Annotated in this window: 15 protein-coding genes; 5 read left to right on the top strand and 10 right to left on the bottom strand. The window is 60.7% G+C overall.

The window, feature by feature from the left end:
• Window positions 1-2: 2 nt before the first annotated feature.
• On the bottom strand, window positions 3-1,772 hold the full coding sequence (locus I6E56_RS12060; protein WP_197138758.1) for an ABC transporter family substrate-binding protein: 1,770 nt from the start codon (window positions 1,770-1,772) through the stop codon (window positions 3-5).
• A 406-nt stretch (window positions 1,773-2,178) separates the two neighbouring features.
• Here I6E56_RS12060 and I6E56_RS12055 point away from each other — a divergent pair, with 406 nt between their 5' ends.
• Window positions 2,179-2,769, top strand: coding sequence for an antibiotic biosynthesis monooxygenase (locus tag I6E56_RS12055; protein WP_197138757.1), 591 nt, complete (start codon window positions 2,179-2,181; stop codon window positions 2,767-2,769).
• 6 nt (window positions 2,770-2,775) lie between these two features.
• Here the strand turns inward: I6E56_RS12055 and I6E56_RS12050 are convergent, their stop codons facing one another.
• Together I6E56_RS12050 and I6E56_RS12045 are read right to left on the bottom strand one after the other, a co-directional pair.
• Window positions 2,776-3,063: a transcriptional regulator gene (locus I6E56_RS12050; protein WP_197138756.1), complete on the bottom strand. Its 288-nt coding sequence runs from the start codon at window positions 3,061-3,063 to the stop codon at window positions 2,776-2,778.
• 4 nt (window positions 3,064-3,067) lie between these two features.
• Window positions 3,068-3,736, bottom strand: coding sequence for a hypothetical protein (locus I6E56_RS12045; protein ID WP_197138755.1), 669 nt, complete (start codon window positions 3,734-3,736; stop codon window positions 3,068-3,070).
• 139 nt (window positions 3,737-3,875) lie between these two features.
• Here I6E56_RS12045 and hrpA point away from each other — a divergent pair, with 139 nt between their 5' ends.
• From hrpA to I6E56_RS12025, 4 genes are all read left to right on the top strand, one after another.
• Window positions 3,876-7,796, top strand: a complete 3,921-nt coding sequence (hrpA, locus tag I6E56_RS12040; protein ID WP_197138754.1) for an ATP-dependent RNA helicase HrpA — start codon at window positions 3,876-3,878, stop codon at window positions 7,794-7,796.
• A gap of 97 nt (window positions 7,797-7,893) precedes the next feature.
• Window positions 7,894-8,748 (top strand): CoA ester lyase, encoded by an 855-nt coding sequence (locus I6E56_RS12035; RefSeq protein WP_197138753.1) that lies wholly within the window; start codon window positions 7,894-7,896, stop codon window positions 8,746-8,748.
• A gap of 38 nt (window positions 8,749-8,786) precedes the next feature.
• A complete protein-coding gene (locus tag I6E56_RS12030; protein ID WP_197138752.1) occupies window positions 8,787-9,941 on the top strand; it encodes a thiolase family protein in 1,155 nt (384 codons plus the stop codon).
• A complete protein-coding gene (locus tag I6E56_RS12025) occupies window positions 9,942-10,697 on the top strand; it encodes a 3-hydroxyacyl-CoA dehydrogenase (RefSeq protein WP_197138751.1) in 756 nt (251 codons plus the stop codon).
• Between the two features lie 60 nt (window positions 10,698-10,757).
• Here I6E56_RS12025 and I6E56_RS12020 read toward each other — a convergent pair whose 3' ends face one another.
• The 7 genes from I6E56_RS12020 to I6E56_RS11990 all read right to left on the bottom strand — a co-directional run bounded on the left by I6E56_RS12020 (window position 10,758) and on the right by I6E56_RS11990 (window position 18,266).
• Window positions 10,758-11,510 carry an amino acid ABC transporter ATP-binding protein gene (locus tag I6E56_RS12020; protein WP_197126313.1) on the bottom strand — a complete coding sequence of 251 codons (753 nt, stop codon included), beginning with the start codon at window positions 11,508-11,510 and terminating at the stop codon, window positions 10,758-10,760.
• Window positions 11,511-11,536: 26 nt separating this feature from the next.
• Complete coding sequence (locus tag I6E56_RS12015; protein WP_197138750.1) at window positions 11,537-12,550, bottom strand: amino acid ABC transporter permease; 1,014 nt, start codon at window positions 12,548-12,550, stop codon at window positions 11,537-11,539.
• Between the two features lie 4 nt (window positions 12,551-12,554).
• Window positions 12,555-13,451, bottom strand: a complete 897-nt coding sequence (locus I6E56_RS12010; RefSeq protein WP_197138749.1) for an ABC transporter substrate-binding protein — start codon at window positions 13,449-13,451, stop codon at window positions 12,555-12,557.
• Window positions 13,452-13,667: 216 nt separating this feature from the next.
• On the bottom strand, window positions 13,668-14,195 hold the full coding sequence (locus I6E56_RS12005) for a hypothetical protein (RefSeq protein WP_307842845.1): 528 nt from the start codon (window positions 14,193-14,195) through the stop codon (window positions 13,668-13,670).
• Window positions 14,196-14,270: 75 nt separating this feature from the next.
• Window positions 14,271-14,750: a GNAT family N-acetyltransferase gene (locus tag I6E56_RS12000; protein ID WP_197138748.1), complete on the bottom strand. Its 480-nt coding sequence runs from the start codon at window positions 14,748-14,750 to the stop codon at window positions 14,271-14,273.
• On the bottom strand, window positions 14,747-15,745 hold the full coding sequence (locus I6E56_RS11995; RefSeq protein ID WP_197107705.1) for a ribonucleotide-diphosphate reductase subunit beta: 999 nt from the start codon (window positions 15,743-15,745) through the stop codon (window positions 14,747-14,749). The genes I6E56_RS12000 and I6E56_RS11995 overlap by 4 nt, the downstream gene beginning before the upstream one ends.
• 79 nt (window positions 15,746-15,824) lie before the next feature.
• Complete coding sequence (locus tag I6E56_RS11990; RefSeq protein ID WP_197138747.1) at window positions 15,825-18,266, bottom strand: ribonucleoside-diphosphate reductase subunit alpha; 2,442 nt, start codon at window positions 18,264-18,266, stop codon at window positions 15,825-15,827.
• Window positions 18,267-18,457: the final 191 nt, after the last annotated feature.

Below are 18,457 nucleotides of genomic sequence, written 5' to 3'. Positions count from 1 at the left end.
AGTTACTCGGAGTCTGTCGGTGCCCACTCCCAGAAGTTCCAGAAGTAGGTCGGCGACAGCGGACTCGGGTCCACGTTCGTTACTGAGTTGTTCCAGACGGTGATTCCGGGGAACTGGAAGATGGTGACGCCGTAAGCGTCATCCCACACCAGCTTCTCGACCTCAACCTGGATCTCGGTCTGAGCCGCAGGGTCCAGCTCGGTCTCGAGGTCTGAGAGAAGACCGTCTACCTCGGTGTTGGAGTATCCACCGAAGTTGCTGGGCTGGCCACTACCGAGGTACTGGTCAGAACCGGTGAGCGCGAGGCTCGTCGACTGCCATGCGAAGATAACCGCGTCGTGCGGGTTGATCGGCAGTGCTTCCTTGTCGGTGAATGCCCACGTGGGCTCTGAGTCGTCAACAACCGTGAAGCCGGCGAGAGCAGCCGACTGCTGGATGAATTCGAACTCGGATGCACGACGAACGTTGCCCTCGGGGTACCAGAACTTGACCTCAACAGGAGTAGTTACTCCGGCGTCAGCAAGCAGCGCCTTGGCGCCTTCGATGTCGACCTCGGCGTAGTCAGCCGAACCGTTACTCGAAGCGATTTCGTCGTAGCCGGGTGCTCCAGGAATCTGGAGAACCGAGTCACGCAGAGTGGCGTTTTCGTTCAGCGGGAGAATCAGCTTGTCGAGGATCTCCTGACGAGGAATGACCTTCAGGAATGCCTGACGAACAGCCTTCGCGGTGTCTTCGTCTCCGCCGTAGGTGGCGGGGTCGAAAGGACCACCGTTGTTGAACGTGAGGTCAACGTGCTCGTAGGTAGCCTCATCCGCGGTTACGTAGTCAGCGTTGTCGAGTCCCTTGACGAGCTCAAGCACGTCAGGAGTCGGCTGGCCGGCTGCGATCTGCACGTCACCATTCTCGATGGCCTGAACCTGTGCGGTCGAGTCCTCGATCTGGCGAACGATAATGCGCTCGTACTTGGGCGAAGGGCCCCACGTGTAGAGCGGGTTTGCTACGAGAGCGACGTACTCGTTTTCGACAAGTTCGTCGAGAACGTAGGCACCACTTGAGAGAGCAACGAGGTCGCTGTCGGGAGTGCTCGGCGCCTGGTAGGCGTCGTTCCATGCCTTAGCTACCGGGGTGAGCCAGTCAACGTCGTCGTTCTGAACTGCCTCGACGAACATTTCCTTTGCTTCCTCGGGATCGGTGATCTCGGGGTAAGCAAGCTCAACGACACCGTGAGCGGCAACACCGAGGTCGAACTGGATTTCCCAGTCGACGTAGGCCTTGTCGTACACAATCGTGATGCTCTTGTCGTCGATCTCGGGCAGCGCCGAAGCGAGGTCGCCACGCGGGTTGGCGTGGGTGAAGAGCGGAGCGTCGTCAGCATCCGTGACGCCGGCGAAGATCGTGGTCCACGCGAGCAACAGGTCAGCGGAGTCGATGGGGGTTCCATCGGACCAGGTGACGTTGTCATTGAGCGTGTACTTCACGGTCAGCGGGTCGTCACTGGTCTTCTCGAACGTACCGAAGTCGGTGTTACGCACGAGAGCCGGTTCGCTGTTGTAGTACAAGAACGACGAGTTCATCATGTACAACACAACGGCGTTAGCGGTGTTGTTGCCCGCTGCGCTGCTTCCGTTGAAGTTGTCAATCAGGTCATTCCACGCCACCGTGATCTCGGTATCGGCAATTACTTCTGACTCATACGGCGGAGTACACCCTGTTAGGGCGAGGGCTCCGGCCGCGAGCACAGCTATGGCAGCTGAGACGCGCTTCTTCTTCATCTTTCCTCCAGTAGAAAGGTGGTCGAAGGGACGGTGTAGACCAATCCCATGGCCGCCATTACACCGTATTGCTGAACGTCAGGGCAATAGAAACTGACGATTCGCACAATTCGCAACAAGAACGACACAATCCTGCGCGGATTCCTGTGTCTACCCCACAGTGGGGGTGATGCGCGGATGAGCGGAGGGTGAGAGGGCACAGCATTTGTGGCATCCGCGGGGTGCGGCTGAAAGCCCGCCAAACGCAGAAGCTCGAGAATTGGCCTACCGCGCGAGTAAACGCCGTGACACAAGAAATTTACATACCCGCACAGCACGAGCACACGGCATCCAACCTAGACTTGAACCCAGCTAAGCCCGCACCGGCTGTCACTGTTGCCGCTGGACAACAGAAAGGAGTGCGCTGATGCCTGTAGAAAACGCCCCGATCACCATCTCGATCGAACGCACCGTTGACCCCGCCCGCATCGCCCAAGCGACTGCCTGGATGCAAACCGGCATCAACCTCGCGACCACTTATCCCGGCTTTCTCGGCTCGGGCTGGGTGCGCGCCGGCACCGAGAGCACCACGTGGCACATGCTCTACCGATTCGCGGATGACGCAGCACTCTTGCACTGGGAGCAATCCCCCGAACGCGCGTGGTGGCTCCAGAGCGGCAGCGCGTTTATGAGCCAGCACCGCAGCGAGCGCCGCACCGGAATCGAGGGCTGGTTCGACGAGCCAACCGAGGTCACCGTCGAGCATGCGGGAGCGTCCTCTGCGGTTTCCGCCGCTCCACCGCGCTGGAAACAGGCCATCACGATTTGGCTCGGCTTCTTTCCGCTCAACCTCGCGTTCACCTATATTGTGACGCTGCTTGTTCCCGGCTGGGACACGCTGCCGATCATTACGCGCGTGCTGCTGACCACGCTCTGCCTCACCCCGGTCATGACCTACGTCTTGCTGCCCGGCGTGACCCGGATGCTGCGCCGCTGGCTCGTGCCGACGCGCGGATAGCGCGCTCTAGCCCAACAGTTTTTTGAGGCTAGCTGTGTAGGTCTCGAAAGCTCCGCGCCCTCGCGCAGTCAGGCTGAGATAGGTGACCGGGCTTCGCCCCTGATGGGCTTTGGTGACCTCGACATAGCCTGCATCCTCCAGTTTCCTGAGGTGAGTGGAGAGGTTGCCCGGCGTCATTTCGAGCAATTCCTGCAACCGCGGAAAGGCGAGGCGGTCACCGTCGGGAAGCGTCGCGAGAGCGGCCGTGATGCGCAGCCGGGCCGAGGCATGGATAACAGGATCGAGTTCATCCATTGTTCTAGGCCATCCGGTGCAGGCGAACAGCGAAGACGATCGCAGCAATGAGCATGCTGCCACCACCCAGCACTGCCATCACGATGTTGTTGGTTGGTGCCCCGAAAAACGGCGACGCTGAGCCCGCTAGCAACAAGATGCTCCCCAGCACCAACTGACTCTTCTCCTGCCAGAGGGCGGCACCGAGAAAGTACAGGATTCCAGCCATCAGCGCGAATGCGGAAGGAAAGTAGAGAGTGGCGAGCTCCTGAGACATACCGTTCTGGATGAGCGCAACACCGACGGTGGCGAACCCGCTGCTCGCTACCGACCACGAGATCCCGTACACCGCCCCGGAGAACGTCGAGTTGCCCTGAACCCCTCGGCTGATGCGAATTCCCAGCACCGTCGAGATCACGATGGCGCTGCCGATGAGCACGGCGAAGGCGATGCGGGCGGGAACCACAGGAACGGAAAACCACGGGTTACCACCCTCGGCCGACGACCAGAGCAATAAGAATCCCAGCGCCCAAGCGAACCCCCACACTCCCAGCATCCACGGAATGGGTGAGAGTTGCTGGCGCATCATCGTGTTCTGCTGATCATCCACCAGCCTCAACATGTGCTCTGGGCTCAGCACAGATTCGTCATCAAGCTCATCGGCGGTGCTCGTGTAGCGATCGTCGTTTGCCATGCTGGCTCCTTCATTGCGGCTGTCGCGCACCGACACCGTGTCGGTTTCGCTATCTACTTTGTAACACAAAGTACTTTGCAAGACAATGATCAATGCTCCGATTCTCACGGCATGGTCGACGGCCTTAAGCTGGACTGTTATGTCTGCCTCCGAAGTTCACTCCGCCAGCACCGCATCTGCCGCGAGCGCTGACATTGTGGTGACCTTCCCACCCGAGCTGCCCGTCAGCCAGCGCAAAGACGACATCGCGAAGGCCATTCGCGAGAACCAAGTCGTGATCATTGCGGGAGCCACCGGAAGTGGAAAAACCACCCAGCTGCCTAAGATTCTGTTGGAACTGGGCAAGACATCCATTGGGCACACGCAGCCACGAAGGATTGCCGCGCGCACCGTTGCGGAGCGCATTGCCGAAGAACTCGGTAGCGAACTCGGCGACCTCGTGGGTTACCAAGTGCGGTTCACCGATCGTGTGGGCAAGAACACGCGGGTGAAGCTCATGACTGACGGCATCCTGCTGAACGAGATTCACCGCGACCGCGATCTCAAGAAGTACGACGCGATCATCATCGACGAGGCCCACGAACGTAGCCTCACCGTCGACTTCTTGCTCGGCTATCTCAAGCAGCTGCGGGCCCGCCGCCCCGATCTCAGCATCATCATCACGAGTGCGACCATCGACCCCGAGAGCTTCTCGAAGCACTTCGATGGTGCCCCCATCATTGAGGTTTCTGGCCGCACTTTCCCCGTCGAGATTCGGTACCGTCCCCTCGTCGCCGAAGAAAGCACTGGCGACGATCTCGAAGCGGAGGATGCCGAAGAAGCTGCCGCGAACCGCACCGACCGCGACTATCTCGAAGGCATCAACGACGCCCTCGACGAGCTCTCTCGCGAGAGCGACGGCGACGTGCTCGTCTTCCTCTCCGGCGAAACCGAGATTCGGGATGCCGAAGAATCCATCCGCGGACGCATCAGCGCCGGCAAACTCTCCGAGGGCACCGAAGTGCTCCCCCTCTACGGCCGGCTGAGCTCCGCCGAACAGCACCGCGTGTTCGAGTCGCGCCGCACGCCAGGCACGCGACGCCGCATTGTGCTCGCCACCAACGTTGCCGAAACCAGCCTGACGGTGCCCGGCATCCGCTACGTCATCGATGCCGGAACCGCCCGCATCAGCCGCTACAGCACGCGCGCGAAGATTCAGCGTCTGCCGATCGAGGCCATCAGCCAGGCCAGCGCCAACCAGCGCTCGGGCCGTTCCGGACGAACGAGTGACGGAATCGCGATTCGCCTCTACTCCGAAGAAGACTTCAACTCGCGCCCCGAGTTCATGGAACCCGAGATTCTGCGCACCAACCTCGCGGCAGTCATTCTGCAGATGATCTCGCTTGGGCTCGGAAATATCGCCGAGTTCCCGTTTTTGCAGCCGCCAGATTCTCGCGGCATCAAAGACGGCCTTGAACTGCTGACCGAGCTCGGTGCTGTCGAAAATGCGATGGTCGGGCAGACAAAAGCCGGGCACAAGGCCACCGGCCCGAAAGATGCCGCCCCGCGAATCACTCGCATCGGCAAGCAGCTCAGCCAACTGCCGATTGACCCCCGGCTCGCGCGCATGGTGCTCGAATCGAAGCAGCACAGCACCACGCGCGAAGTCATGGCGATTGTTGCCGGCCTCAGCATTCAGGATCCCCGAGAGCGTCCGCTCGATAAGCGCCCGCAAGCCGACCAGCAGCACGCGCGCTTCATCGACCCCACGAGCGACTTTCTCACGATGCTCAACCTCTGGAACTACCTCGAAGAGAAACAGAAAGAGCTCTCGGGCAACCAGTTTCGACGTATGTGCAAAAACGAATATCTCAACTATTTGCGCGTGCGCGAATGGCACGATGTCTACCGCCAGCTGAGCCGGATGGCCAAACCGCTCGGTCTCGTGATCGGCGACGCGCACTCGAACCCCGACGGCATCCATCGCTCACTGCTGGCCGGCTTACTCAGCCACATTGGTCTCAAGGATGTCGCCAAGCGTGACTACATTGGCGCCCGTCAGACTCGGTTTGTCATCTTCCCCGGCTCAGCACTGGCTAAGAAACAGCCCAATGCGATCATGAGCGCTGAGCTCGTGGAAACGAGCAGGCTTTTCGCGCGGATGAATGCGTCGATCGACCCTGTCTGGGCCGAGAAACTTGCCGGCGATCTCGTGAAGCGCAGCTATTCGGAACCGCACTGGGAAAAGAAGCAGGGCGCCGCCGTCGCGTTCGAGCGCGTCACGCTCTATGGCGTCACGCTGGCCGCTCGCCGCCGCATCCAATTCTCGCGGGTTGATTTGCCAGCCGCCCGCGAACTCTTCATTCGCCATGCCCTTGTCGAGGGCGAAGACGACCTGACGAAACGGGACAAGCGCGTGTGGGGATTCGACGCGTCGAACCGAGCGCTCCGCCGCGACCTTGAGCAGCTCGAAGAGCGCAGCCGTCGCCGCGATATCTTGCACGACGACGAGACCATTTTCGAGTTCTACGACAAGCGATTGCCCGCCACCGTGGCCTCCGTGCGCGACTTCGAAGGCTGGTGGAAGAAAGCTCGTCACGACTCCCCTGACCTGCTCACCCTCTCCACCGACGATCTCCTTGAGAACGCGGATGATGCCGAAGTCGACAACACCGCGTTCCCCACCACGTGGGTGCGCGGCGATCAAACGCTGAGCCTGAGCTATCGCTTCGAGCCCGGCACCGACGATGACGGAGTGACCGTCGCCGTGCCACTGCCCTTGCTCGCGGGACTTCGGCCAGAAGGCTTCGATTGGCAAGTGCCCGGCCTGCGCGAAGAACTCGTGACAGCGTTGATCAAGGCTTTACCGAAGCCGATCCGCCGCAACGTGGTGCCCGCAGCCGACTGGGCTCGCCGCTTGCTCGAAAACGCTCCCGATGATCCGGCGACGGCCGCCCTCGACGAGGGCCCGGGCGTGACCGAATACCTGGCCAAAGAAATCGCGAGACTGACCTATGTGAAGGTCGCGGCATCCGACTTCGAACTCGACCGCGTGCCCGCCCACTTGAAGGTCACCTTCGCGGTGATCAACGAGCGCGGCGAAAAAGTCGGCGCTAACAAGTCACTCCGCAGCCTGCAAGCGAGCCTCAAGCCGGTCGCCCGGGAGAGTGTTGCCCGGGCTGTGGAAGGCGCCGCTCAGCGGTCCCCGGAACGCCCAGCAGACACCCTCGAACGCTCCGGAATCACAACGTGGGACTTCGGAGAGCTCGATCGATCGCGCGACACCAAGCACGGCGGCAACACCATCCGCGCTTACCCTGCACTCGTAGATGACGGCGACTCGGTGTCCATTCGCCTCATGTCGACTCCGTACGACCAGGCCATCGCGCACCACGGCGGTGTGCGTCGCCTGCTGCTGTTCGCGATTCCCTCGCCTCTCGGCTACATCAACGAACATCTCACCGGCACCGAAAAATTAGTGCTCGCCCAGAGCCCCTACCGCTCCACGAATGCTCTCTTCGACGATTGTTTGCGCGCCTGCGTTGACTCCGTGATGGGCGAGCGCGATGTCTTCTCGCAGAGCGAATTCGAGTCGCTGCGAAACGAGATTTCGGCAGGGCTGGTCGACTCGCTGTTTACGACCGTCTCGCTCGTGGCATCCATAGTGTCGGGGGTTCGACTGGCCGATAAAGCGATACGTGCCGCAACAAGCATGCATCTGATAGCACCGCTCGGGGATGCGCGCGAGCAGCTCGATGCGCTCGTCTTCCCCGGCTTCGTTTCGGCGACAGGGCTCACTCAATTGCGACGCCTCCCCGTCTACCTCAAGGGCATCGAGCATCGGGTGGCGAAACTCACCGAGAACCCCGGCCGCGACAGGGGCTGGATGTCCGAAGTGGAGTTGGCGACGCGTCGCTACAAGGATGCGGGCGGCACTCTGCCGCTAGAAAAGCATCCCGAACCGCAGATCGTGCGCGCCCGCTGGATGCTCGAAGAACTGCGCTTGAGCCTCTTCGCGCAGCACTTGGGAACCGCAGGATCGGTGAGCCTTCAGCGCATCGCCAAAGTGCTCGCTTCCTAAACGCGCTTTTTCAGCCGCCCGCCACCCCCGCAAGTTACGCTGGAGGCTGCGAGTGGCACGATAACCGGCCTCTCTTCTGAAAGAAAGCAGTTCACGCGTGTCCGAAAGCACCACCGATAACTCGACCACCCACGATGTTTCCGCCGAGATCGCGCGTTCGTGGCTTCTGGTGGCAGCAACTCGCCCCGACGATTTTGATGCCGCTGAGCATTCACGGGCCGACCAGATCATCCTCGACGTGGAGGATGCCGTTGACCCTCGCCTCAAGTCCATCGCTCGCGATTCCGTTGTCGAATGGTTGAGCAATGGTGGCAGCGGTTGGGTGCGCATCAACGACCGCACTTCTGATTTCTGGTCAGACGATGTGGATGCTCTCGCCGGCCTCCCCGGACTGCGCGGCGTCATGCTCGCCAAGGCCGAAGCAGCAGCTCATGTCTCTGAAACGTTTGACCGCCTCAAGGGAATCACGCCCGTGATTGCCCTCGTGGAGTCCGCTCTCGGCATCGAAGAAGCCGTGTCGATTGCCCGTGCCCGCGGCGCTTACCGTCTCGCGTTCGGCAGTGGCGATTATCGCCGGGACACCGGCACCAGCGCCGACGACCTCGCAATGGCCTACCCTCGCTCGCGCCTGGTTATCGCCAGCCGCGTCGGCAACCTTCCCGGCCCCATCGACGGCCCGACCGTCGGCACGAGCCACCCCGTTTTGCGCGAACAGGGCAGCATGGCCGTCTCCCTCGGCATGACAGGCAAGCTGTGTCTCGACATCGAGCAGTTGCCGATCATCAACGAAGTCATCAGCCCTACTCGTTCGGATGTCGCGTGGGCTCGCGAATTCTTGGAAGACTTCGAGGCTCGCGGCCGCGTCATCCGCGACGGCAGTGACCTGCCCCGCCTTGGCCGCGCACAGAAGATCGACAAGCTCGCTCGCGCGTTTGGTGTCGAACCGGCCTAGCCGTAGTACTTAAGCGGACTCGCCATTAGTCTTGAACCATGACAACGGCAGTCATTGTTGACGCAATTCGTACGCCTTCGGGCCGGGGAAAACCGGGCGGAGCGCTCTCTGGCGAGCATCCGGTCGATCTCCTCGCTGTTGTGTTGCGCAGCCTCGTCGACCGCCATGATCTAGACCCCACCACTATCGATGATGTGATGGCGGGCTGCGTCACGCAATCCGGCATGCAGGCGGTCAACATCGCCCGCAATGCAGTGCTCGCAGCGGGGCTTCCCGAGACGGTACCGGGCACGACAATTGATCGTCAGTGTGGTTCGAGCCAGCAGGCTGCTCACTTCGCTGCGCAGTCGATTATGGCGGGCGTAAATGACGTCGTGATCGCGTGCGGAATCGAACTAATGAGTTCCCACCCCATTGGCCAAGCAACGCTCGGCTACGACACCACGAGCTCGTTGCTCAACGACCGCTACCCCGCAGGTCTCGTGAACCAGGGCATCTCCGCCGAACTCATCGCGGCACGCTGGGGGCTCGACCGCGACGACCTCGATGTCTTCGCCGCGCTCTCCCACGCGCGTGCGTCCGCCGCCGATTTCAGCAACGAAATTTTGCCCATTGGCGAGTTTGACCACGATGAAACGATCCGCCCCGGCACGACGGCGGAAGGTCTTTCCGGCCTGGGTCCGGCCTTCTACGATGCCGAGATTGCCGCCCGTTTTCCCGAGATTCAGTGGAAGGTCACTGCGGGCAACTCTTCGCCCCTCACCGACGGCGCGTCGGCGGTGCTCATCATGAGCGAGGAGCGCGCTGCCGTTCTGGGGCTCCGGCCACTCGCACGGTTCCATTCCTTTGCGGTCGTCGGCTCCGACCCGATTGAAATGCTGACCGGGATTATCCCCGCAACGCACCGCGTGTTGGAGCGCAGCGGCATCCGTCTCGATCAGCTCGACAGCATCGAAGTTAACGAAGCGTTCGCCTCGGTCGCTCTCGCCTGGCTGCAAGAGTTCCCCGTCGACCCCACGATCGTGAACCCACGCGGCGGTGCCATTGCCCTCGGTCACGCGCTCGGCTCCTCGGGTACGCGCCTGCTCACCACCCTCGTCAACCAGCTCGACAGCACCGGCGGTCGCTATGGCCTGCAAGTCATGTGCGAAGGCGGCGGCATGGCCAACGCAACCCTCATCGAAAGGCTCTAATTGAAAATTCAGGATGCCGCAGCGCTCATCACCGGTGGAGCAAGCGGACTCGGTCTCGCCACCGCTCGCGCTCTCGCCGCGCAGGGTGCGAAGGTCACCATCGCCGACCTGCGCAGCTCCCGTGGAATCGAGATCGCCGCCGAATATGGGTTCCAGTTCGCGCCAACCGATGTGCGCTCAGAGGTGGATGTTCAGGCTGCCGTTGCCCTCGCCTCCTCAACCGGACCACTGCGCATCGTCGTGAACTGCGCCGGCGTCGCGACCCCGGGCAAGACGCTCGGACGCAAGGGAGTGCTGCCGCTCGAAACCTTTGAAACCGTGATCGGCATCAACCTCACGGGAACGTTCAACGTCATACGCCTCGCTGCGGCCGCGATGGTCGAAACTGAACCCATCGACGGCGAGCGCGGCGTGATCGTGAATACGGCATCCGTCGCCGCCTTTGATGGGCAGATTGGTCAGCCCGCCTACGCGGCGTCGAAGGCTGGCGTTGCCGGGATGACGCTGCCGCTAGCCCGCGAGTTCGCTTCGGCCCTGGTGCGTGTCATGACGATCGCTCCTGGCGTCTTCGAGACGCCGATGATGGCAGGCCTGCCGCAGGAGGCGCAGGACTCTCTCGGCGCTCAAGTGCCGCATCCGTCACGACTCGGACGGCCCGACGAGTATGCCGCGCTCGTGCAGCACATCGTGGAGAACCCCATGCTCAATGGGGAGGTCATTCGCCTTGACGGCGCAATCCGGATGCAGCCGCGCTAGCAGCAGCACCCGGATCGACCGAAGCCCGCAAGCGAGCCAAAGGAACCGAGCGAGTCGCGCTTAGAGCACCTTCGAGAGGAAGGCCCTCGTTCGTTCGTGCTGCGGGTTGCCGAGTACCTCATCGGGATCGCCCGACTCGACGACAACGCCGCCATCCATGAACACGAGCTGGTCGGCGACTTCGCGCGCGAACCCCATCTCGTGCGTGACCACAATCATGGTCATGCCGGATTCGGCGAGACCCTTCATGACGTCGAGCACTTCACCCACAAGTTCTGGGTCGAGCGCCGACGTCGGTTCGTCGAAGAGCATGAGCTTGGGCTCCATGGCGAGAGCGCGCGCAATGGCCACTCGCTGCTGCTGACCACCGGAAAGGTGAGCGGGATAGGCGTCCTCTTTCTCGGCCAGTCCAACCTGAGCGAGCAGTTCGCGGCCCTTCGCCATCGCGGCGTCTTTCTTCACCCTGTTGACGCGGATGGGCGCCTCAATAATGTTTTCCAGCGCTGTCATGTGCGGGAAGAGATTGAAGCGCTGGAACACCATGCCGATATCGCGACGCTGGCGGGCGGCTTCGCGTGGCTTGAGCTCATAAAGCTTGTCGCCGCGTTCTTCGTAACCGACCAGAACACCGTCGACACTGAGTCGACCGGCATCCACATTTTCTAGATGATTGATGCAGCGCAGGAACGTCGACTTGCCGGAGCCGCTTGGGCCAACTAGGCACATCACTTCGCCCTGGGGCACCGAGAGCGAAATGCTCTTCAACACCTCATTGGAACCGAAACTCTTCGAGACGCGATCGGCATGCACCATCGGTGCGCCGCTTGTCGTTGCGTTCGTCATCGGTGCTCCTTTCCTGACGGATCCGTACTGGAATCGGATGCCTCACCCGGAGTGTCAATAACACCGGTCTTCACCGAGATCGCTCCCGTCTCCGTGCCCGCCTTTTCGGGGCGTGCTTGACCGACACCGCGCGAGAAGCGCTTCTCGAGGAAGTACTGGCCGACCATCAGGATCGAGGTGAACAGCAGGTACCAGGCCGAGGCTACGAGCAGCAGCGGAATGGGGTCGAAGATCACGACAGAGATGTCGCGCGAGCGACCGTAGAGCTCCAAGCTGAACGGAATGGCGGTGACCAGCGAGGTGGTCTTGAGCATCGAAATGACTTCATTGCCGGTGGGCGGAATGATGATGCGCATGGCCTGCGGGATGACGACCCGCGTCATGGTTTGCATCCACGACATTCCGAGGGCGGTTGCTGCCTCGTCTTGCCCCTTGTCAACCGAGAGGATTCCGGCGCGCACAATCTCGGCCATGTAGGCAGATTCGTTAAGAGCCAAGCCGATCACGGCAAGCCAGAACACGCTGATGAGGTCGCTGGTCTCGAACGACAGCCACGGCTCAGTGAACGGGATGCCGACATCGATCGTGGAATAGATCGTGGCGAACAGTCCCCAGAACACGAGTTGCACATACACCGGAGTGCCGCGGAAAACCCAGAGGTACAGCCAGGCAATGCCCTTGACCACGGGGTTATCCGAGAGGCGCATGACGGCGAGGGTGACCCCGAGGATGATCGCAATGACCATCGAATACACCGTCAGCAGCAGCGTGTAGCCGGCGGCCTGCGAGATGCGCTGGTCGAAGATGTATTTGCCGAAGTTCGCCCAGCCATAAGCCTCACGCTGAGACGCGTCGACGAGAAAGAGCACGAGCATCGCCACGAGAATGACCGCGATGACATTGCGCCAGGGGTGGCGGAGACGAATCGCTTTGATCGCCTCTGCTTGATCAACGCCGTTCGGCGGCACCTGTGCAGGTGTCGCCGAACGGTCAGAGCGTGATGCAGCCATCTACTTAGCTGGAAGTTGCCGCGTTGATGGTGATGGACGAGACGGCGCCGCTGAAGACGCCCCAGTCCTCGAGGATTGACTTGTAGGTTCCGTCATCGACCATCGACTGCAGCGCCGCCTGGAGGGCATCCGACAGAGCTGAATCCTTTTCTACAGCGATGCCGTACGGTGCGGTGTCGAACGAGTCGCCTGCGAGTTCAATCTTGTCGCCGACCTGGCTCACCGCGTACTGGGTGATGGGCGAGTCAGCGCTCATGGCGTCGGCGCGGCCCAGAGCGAGAGCGTTGGTCGCCTCGTCTTGAGTGTCGAACTTGAGGATGTTGATGGGCTCGTTGCCCGCATCGGTGCACTCCTGCGACTTCGCCGGAAGCTCATCCGTCTCTTCGTAGGTCGCGGTCTGCACAGCAACCGTCAGGCCACACGCGTCAGCGGGATCAACGTCGACACCAATGAGCTGAGCCCACTGGATGCCCGCCTCGTAGTAATTGACGAAGTCGACGACCTTCTCGCGCTCTTCGTTGTCGGTGAAGGAGGAAAGCCCGATGTCGTAGCTACCGCCGGTGACGCTGGGGATGATCTTGTCGAAGCTGGAGGGCTGGTACTGGGTGTCGAGACCGAGCTTGGCTGCCATAGCGTTGCCAAGGTCAACTTCCCACCCGATGGGGTTACCCGCGTCATCCTTGTATTCGTTAGGGGCGTAGGTCGGGTCGATACCGATTACGAGAACGCCGGCTTCTTTGATGTCGTCGGGCAAGAGAGCAACTGCTGCTTCGTCAATGCCGACGTCGACAGTGCTTCCGCCGGTAGTACCGGTGTCGGTGTCGGCGCTGTTATCAACACATCCCGACAGTGCGAGAACGGTGACGACGGCCAATGCTGGCAGTGCGGAGGAGATTTTCATGGTGCAACCTTTTTCTTTATCCCGATTGATGCTGTCGTCGGCAACGCGGGCCCGCCCGAATGAGTGCACCTCGCTGCAATGTCGACGAAGGCAGCCTACCCCCGGCTGACGCAAAAGTGACATGGACGGGCGCTCTTTTCGCGCACGTTGTCTACCCCGCACTGATTCGGCGTTCGAGCCGACCGCGCTCCGAGCTCGGCGCAACACACGCCGAGATTAGTACTCGCCGTGCGCCGCCGCTTCGAGCTCGGCCAAGTTGATGGTGCGCAGTTCACGCAGTCGCGTGTCACGGTTCTTGAGGTACTGCGGATCAGCGGTCGGAATATACGAATCCCGCAGCTTCGCGATGATGGCGGTGCCAATCTCGCTCCACGCCAATTCACGTGCTTCGTCGATGATGGCCGAAATGAGTTCGCCATCCATCGATGCTTGGCGCAGACCCTCGGCGAGCCCCGCCTGCACGGCGCGGTTGCGATCAGAGTGCGAGCCGCGAAGGAGGCGCTCGGCTTGTTCGGCGAGGTGGTCGAATTCGACGTGCACGAGACCAGCCAGCGCGCCGTCGTCGTAGTCGAGGTGGTCGCGGGCGGCATCCACAATAATCCGGTTTTTCACGGCCATGCGCACGGCATTACGCGCGATGAGAACGCCCTCTTCAACGACTCGTTCGATGGGGGCCGCTTCGACAGGCTCGGGCGCCTGAAACTTGCCCAGGTTAAGGCGCGGGCGCCGCCGAAAAATACTCACAGTGCAATTGTTCCGGGTTAGGTCGATGAGGGGTATCCCCCATCCGGTGCAGCTTAGATGGCGAAGCTGAACGAACTACAAAGACTTCTCATAACAGACGCTGAAAGGGATCGCCGCGTAGGCACCGAAAACATCGATACGTTCGTAGCCAAGGCTCTCGTAGAGCGCCATTGCGGGCGTTTGCAGGTTTCCAGTCTGCAATATCAGGGAGTGGGCCTTCGCTTCGCGAGCAACAACTTCTAGCTCGAGCATTAGCCGACGCGCTGCGCCTTTGCCACGGTGACGAGAGTCGACGAATACCTTTTTCACTTCAAGCGATTGCTCGAAGGGGCGAAGAGCCGCATGCCCGATCACCGTGTCGCCGTCGAGCACCAACAGCGTGTGGCTGATGTCGTCGGGCGAGACTGTCAATGCAGCTCTCACTGCAGTGCGCCCGGCATCGTCAAGATCAGCCTGACGACCGGCATAAATCGCGCCAGTCTCTTCGTCCATCGCCGCTCGCTGCTCGACCGCTCGCGGGTCTAACCAACCGACCCGCGCAACGGTCAGGCTCACTCGACTTTAGCTTTGGTGGTTGCTGACGCGTTGGCCTCGTACGAGGTATTGGTTGACTCAAAGAAGTTGACGAGCTCGAGAGTGTCGTTGGCTGTCGCCATCCACTTGGCCGGGTTCGAGACCTTGTAGTGCGCCTCGAAGCCGAGTTCTTCCAAACGACGGTCAGCCAGATACTTGACGTACTGGTTGATGTAGTTGGCGTTGAGGCCGAGAATGCCGCCGGGGAGCAGGTCGTGGTTGTAGGCCTCTTCCATTTCCACCGCATCCAGAATCATCTGGCGAATTTCGTCAGCGAACTCTTCGGTCTGAATCTCGGGGTTCTCTTCGAGCACCGTGAGAATCAGGTTGATACCGAACTTGAGGTGCAGGCTCTCGTCGCGAACGACCCAGTCCATGAGCGAACCGAAATTGCGCAGCAGGTTGCGTTGGCGGAACGACAGGGCAACCATGAAGCCCGAGTAGAACCAGATGCCTTCGAGCACCACGTTGTAGGCCACGAGGTTGCGGATGAAGTCTTGCTTGCCCTCGATGGTGTTGATGTCGAGAGTTTGCTCCGTCATGCGACGGATGTACTTCATTTCGAACTCTTCCTTGCGCGCCATCGACGGCACATCAACGTGAGAGTTGTAAGCCGCTTCACGGTCGATGGGGAAGGTTTCGAGAACGTACTCGAAGCTCATGCAGTGGTTGGCTTCTTCCCACATCTGCTTGGCAAGATACAGCGAGCACTCTGCGGCGGAAACGTAGGGGTACACGCCGAAGGCAAGTGCCTTGTTGACGAGCAACTCGTTCGGGTTGAAGTAGCTCATGAGGAAGGTCACTGCGTGACGCTCTTCATCAGTCATCTTCTTGAAGTCGGCGATGTCTTCGCCCAACTGGATCTCGTTAGGGAACCACGTGTTGGCGACGGCCTGATCGTACAGGTCCATTGCCCACTGGTACTTGATCGGCTTCAGTAGTAGGCCGTCTTGCAGGCCTGTTCCTAGGATTCCCATTACTGGCAGCTATCGCACTGCAGGTCGTCCATGGGATCGACGGGAACGAAGTAGTCGTCTGGGGTGTTTTCGCGGTTCATTATGCTTCTGCCTTCTTTGCGAACCCGCCGAAGCCTCGGCGTGCGGGTGTTGATGATGCTGCGGTTGCGCCGGCCTCAGCGGAAGCAGCCTTAGTCGACGAGATCTCCTCGGACTTGTTGACCTTGACGGTCGACTGCTCTGCCTGGTGGCGCGGCTTCATGTGCAGGTAGTAGGTGGTCTTGACTCCGCGAGACCAGGCGTCAAAGTAGATGTCCATCATGTCGCCGAGGTCACGCGTCTCGAGGTACATGTTGCGGCTGATGGCCTGGTCGATCCACTTCTGGGCGCGAGCGGCAACCTCAAGGAACGCATACGGCGAGAGCTGGAAGCTCGTCTTGAATACAGCCTTGATGTCATCGGGGATGCCGGCAACGTTCTGGATGTCACCCTGGCTGCGCAGGATGGCTTCGCGGTTCTTTTCCCACAGTCCGTGCTCCTGAAGAGTCGCAACGAGGTTGCGGTTCACTTCGAGGAACTTGCCGTTCGAGGTTGAGCGGCTGAAGATTTGCGAGAACTGCGGGTCGAGACCGGGCGTGGTGCCGGCAACGAGGCCAATGGATGCGGTTGGCGCGATCGCCATGAGCGTTGCGTTACGCATACCGCCCTTGACCTTCTCGCGCATAGCGTCCCAGTCGAGGCGAGTCTTGCGGTTGACCTTGATCTCCATGCCACGGTCTTCTTCGGTGAGCGCGATGGAGTCGAGCGGCACGAGGCCCTTCGACCATCCGCTGCCTTCGAAGTTCGTGTACGCACCACGCTCTTTCGCGAGCTCGGTGCTGGCATCGATCGCAGCGTACGAGACGTGCTCCATGATTTCGTCGATGAGGTCGTAGGCCTCTTCGCTCTCGTAGCTGTAGCCGAGCTTCTCGATGATGTCGGTGAAGCCCATTACGCCGAGACCGACTGCGCGGTTCTGCTCGTTGGAGAAGTCTGCTTCTTTCACGCTCGAGCGTGTGATGTCGATGAGGTTGTCGAGCTGGCGTACGGCCAGTCGAGCGCTCTCAGCGATCTTCGCGAAGTCGACTCCGCCCTCGGGCAGAAGGTGACGCGACAGGTTGATCGACGCAAGGTTGCAGACGGAGACGTTGTCTTCATCCTGCGGGAGCGTGATCTCGGTGCAGAGGTTCGAGAGGTGGATTGTGCCCGTGTTGTTGTTGAGCGCACGGTTGTTGATCGTGTCTTTCCAAGTCAGCCACGGGTGGCTGGAGGTCTGCAACGAGATGAGGATCGACTTGAACTGCTCGCGAGCACCGATCTTCTTGAACATGTGCATTTCGCCGGCATCCGCCATCGCAACATATTCGTTGTAGCGCTTCGAGAATGCCTTGCCGTACAGCTCATTGAGGTCGGTGACTTCGAGCGGGTCAAAGAGGTACCACGAGTCGTCGTTCTGAACGCGCTTCATGAACTCGTCGCTGATCCACACGGCCGTGTTGGCGGTGCGGGTGCGGCGGTAGGGGTCACCAGAGTTGCTGCGGAGTTCGAGGAACTCCGGGAAGTCCATGTGCCAGTTCTCCATGTAGAAGCAGAGGGCGCCGAACTTCTTGCCACCGCGGCTGACCGCACGCAGGATCGAGTCGATCGTGTGCATGAACGGGATGGGACCGGTGGAGGTCGTGTTGTTCGAGCGGATGGGCGAACCCTGGGCGCGAAGTTTGGTGACCGAGAGGCCGATTCCGCCGGTGCCCTTGGTGAGCCACATGACATCGCGCGTCGTCTTGGCGATGTGCTCCATGTCATCTTGCATTTCCATGACGAAGCAGTTCGCGAGCTGCGGGTAGATCGTTCCCGCGTTCACGAGCGTGGAGCCGGCAGCCAAGTATTCGAGGCTGGACATTTTTTCGTAGAACTTGAGGGCAGCCTCGTTGGGGTTCGCTTCGTTGAGCGAGAGACCCATCGCGATGCGCATCCAGAAATACTGCGGAACCTCAAGGGCGTCGCCGTTGCGACCCTTGATGCCATAGCGGTTGTTGAGCGTAACAACACCGATGTACTTGAGCAGCTCATCGTGAGCGGGCTCAAGGTGCTCAGCGAGAGCATCCAGATCGAACATGGTCGTGAGGCGCGGGTCGAGGAGACCCTCTTCTACGCCGCGGATGACGTTGGGGCCAAAGTGCTCTTTGTGCAGGCGCTTAAGATCAGCGGCGTCGGAGTAGTCACCGAGAACGCGCTTGTAAATGGTCTTGAGAAGAAGACGGGCAGCGACGGTGTCGAAGGCCGGGTCGTCTTTCACGTTTTGGAGGGCGACCTGAATGACCGCTTCGTCGAGCTGCTGCGTGGTGATGCCGTCGAAGAGCGTCAGTTCGAGCTCGGATGCGATCTGGGTTACCCACGTGATGTTGTCGTCGAGGCCAGTGGCGGCATCTTCGATTGCGAGGTTGATCTTGTTGGCGTCATACGGCTCTCGCGTACCGTTGCGCTTGACGACTGTGATTGCCACAAATACTCCCTAAAATCCCCATAAAACCTCGAAAACCGCGACCCCCGGTCAAGCGGTTCCACCACTATATATCGTGGGTGCCGCCAGCCGCCAACCCTAGATGTAGTGGGCGTGTCCTCCACAGGTGTGGATAACTTCGCGGGGTTTTCCACAGCCTAGGGATAACCACTGACACCCTGAAATTCCTTATA

It is taken from the genome of Salinibacterium sp. NK8237, assembly GCF_015864955.1.
Lineage (GTDB): Bacteria > Actinomycetota > Actinomycetes > Actinomycetales > Microbacteriaceae > Rhodoglobus.
The sequence above is the reverse complement of the archived record's forward strand: the minus strand, read 5'-3'. Positions and strand labels throughout refer to the sequence as shown.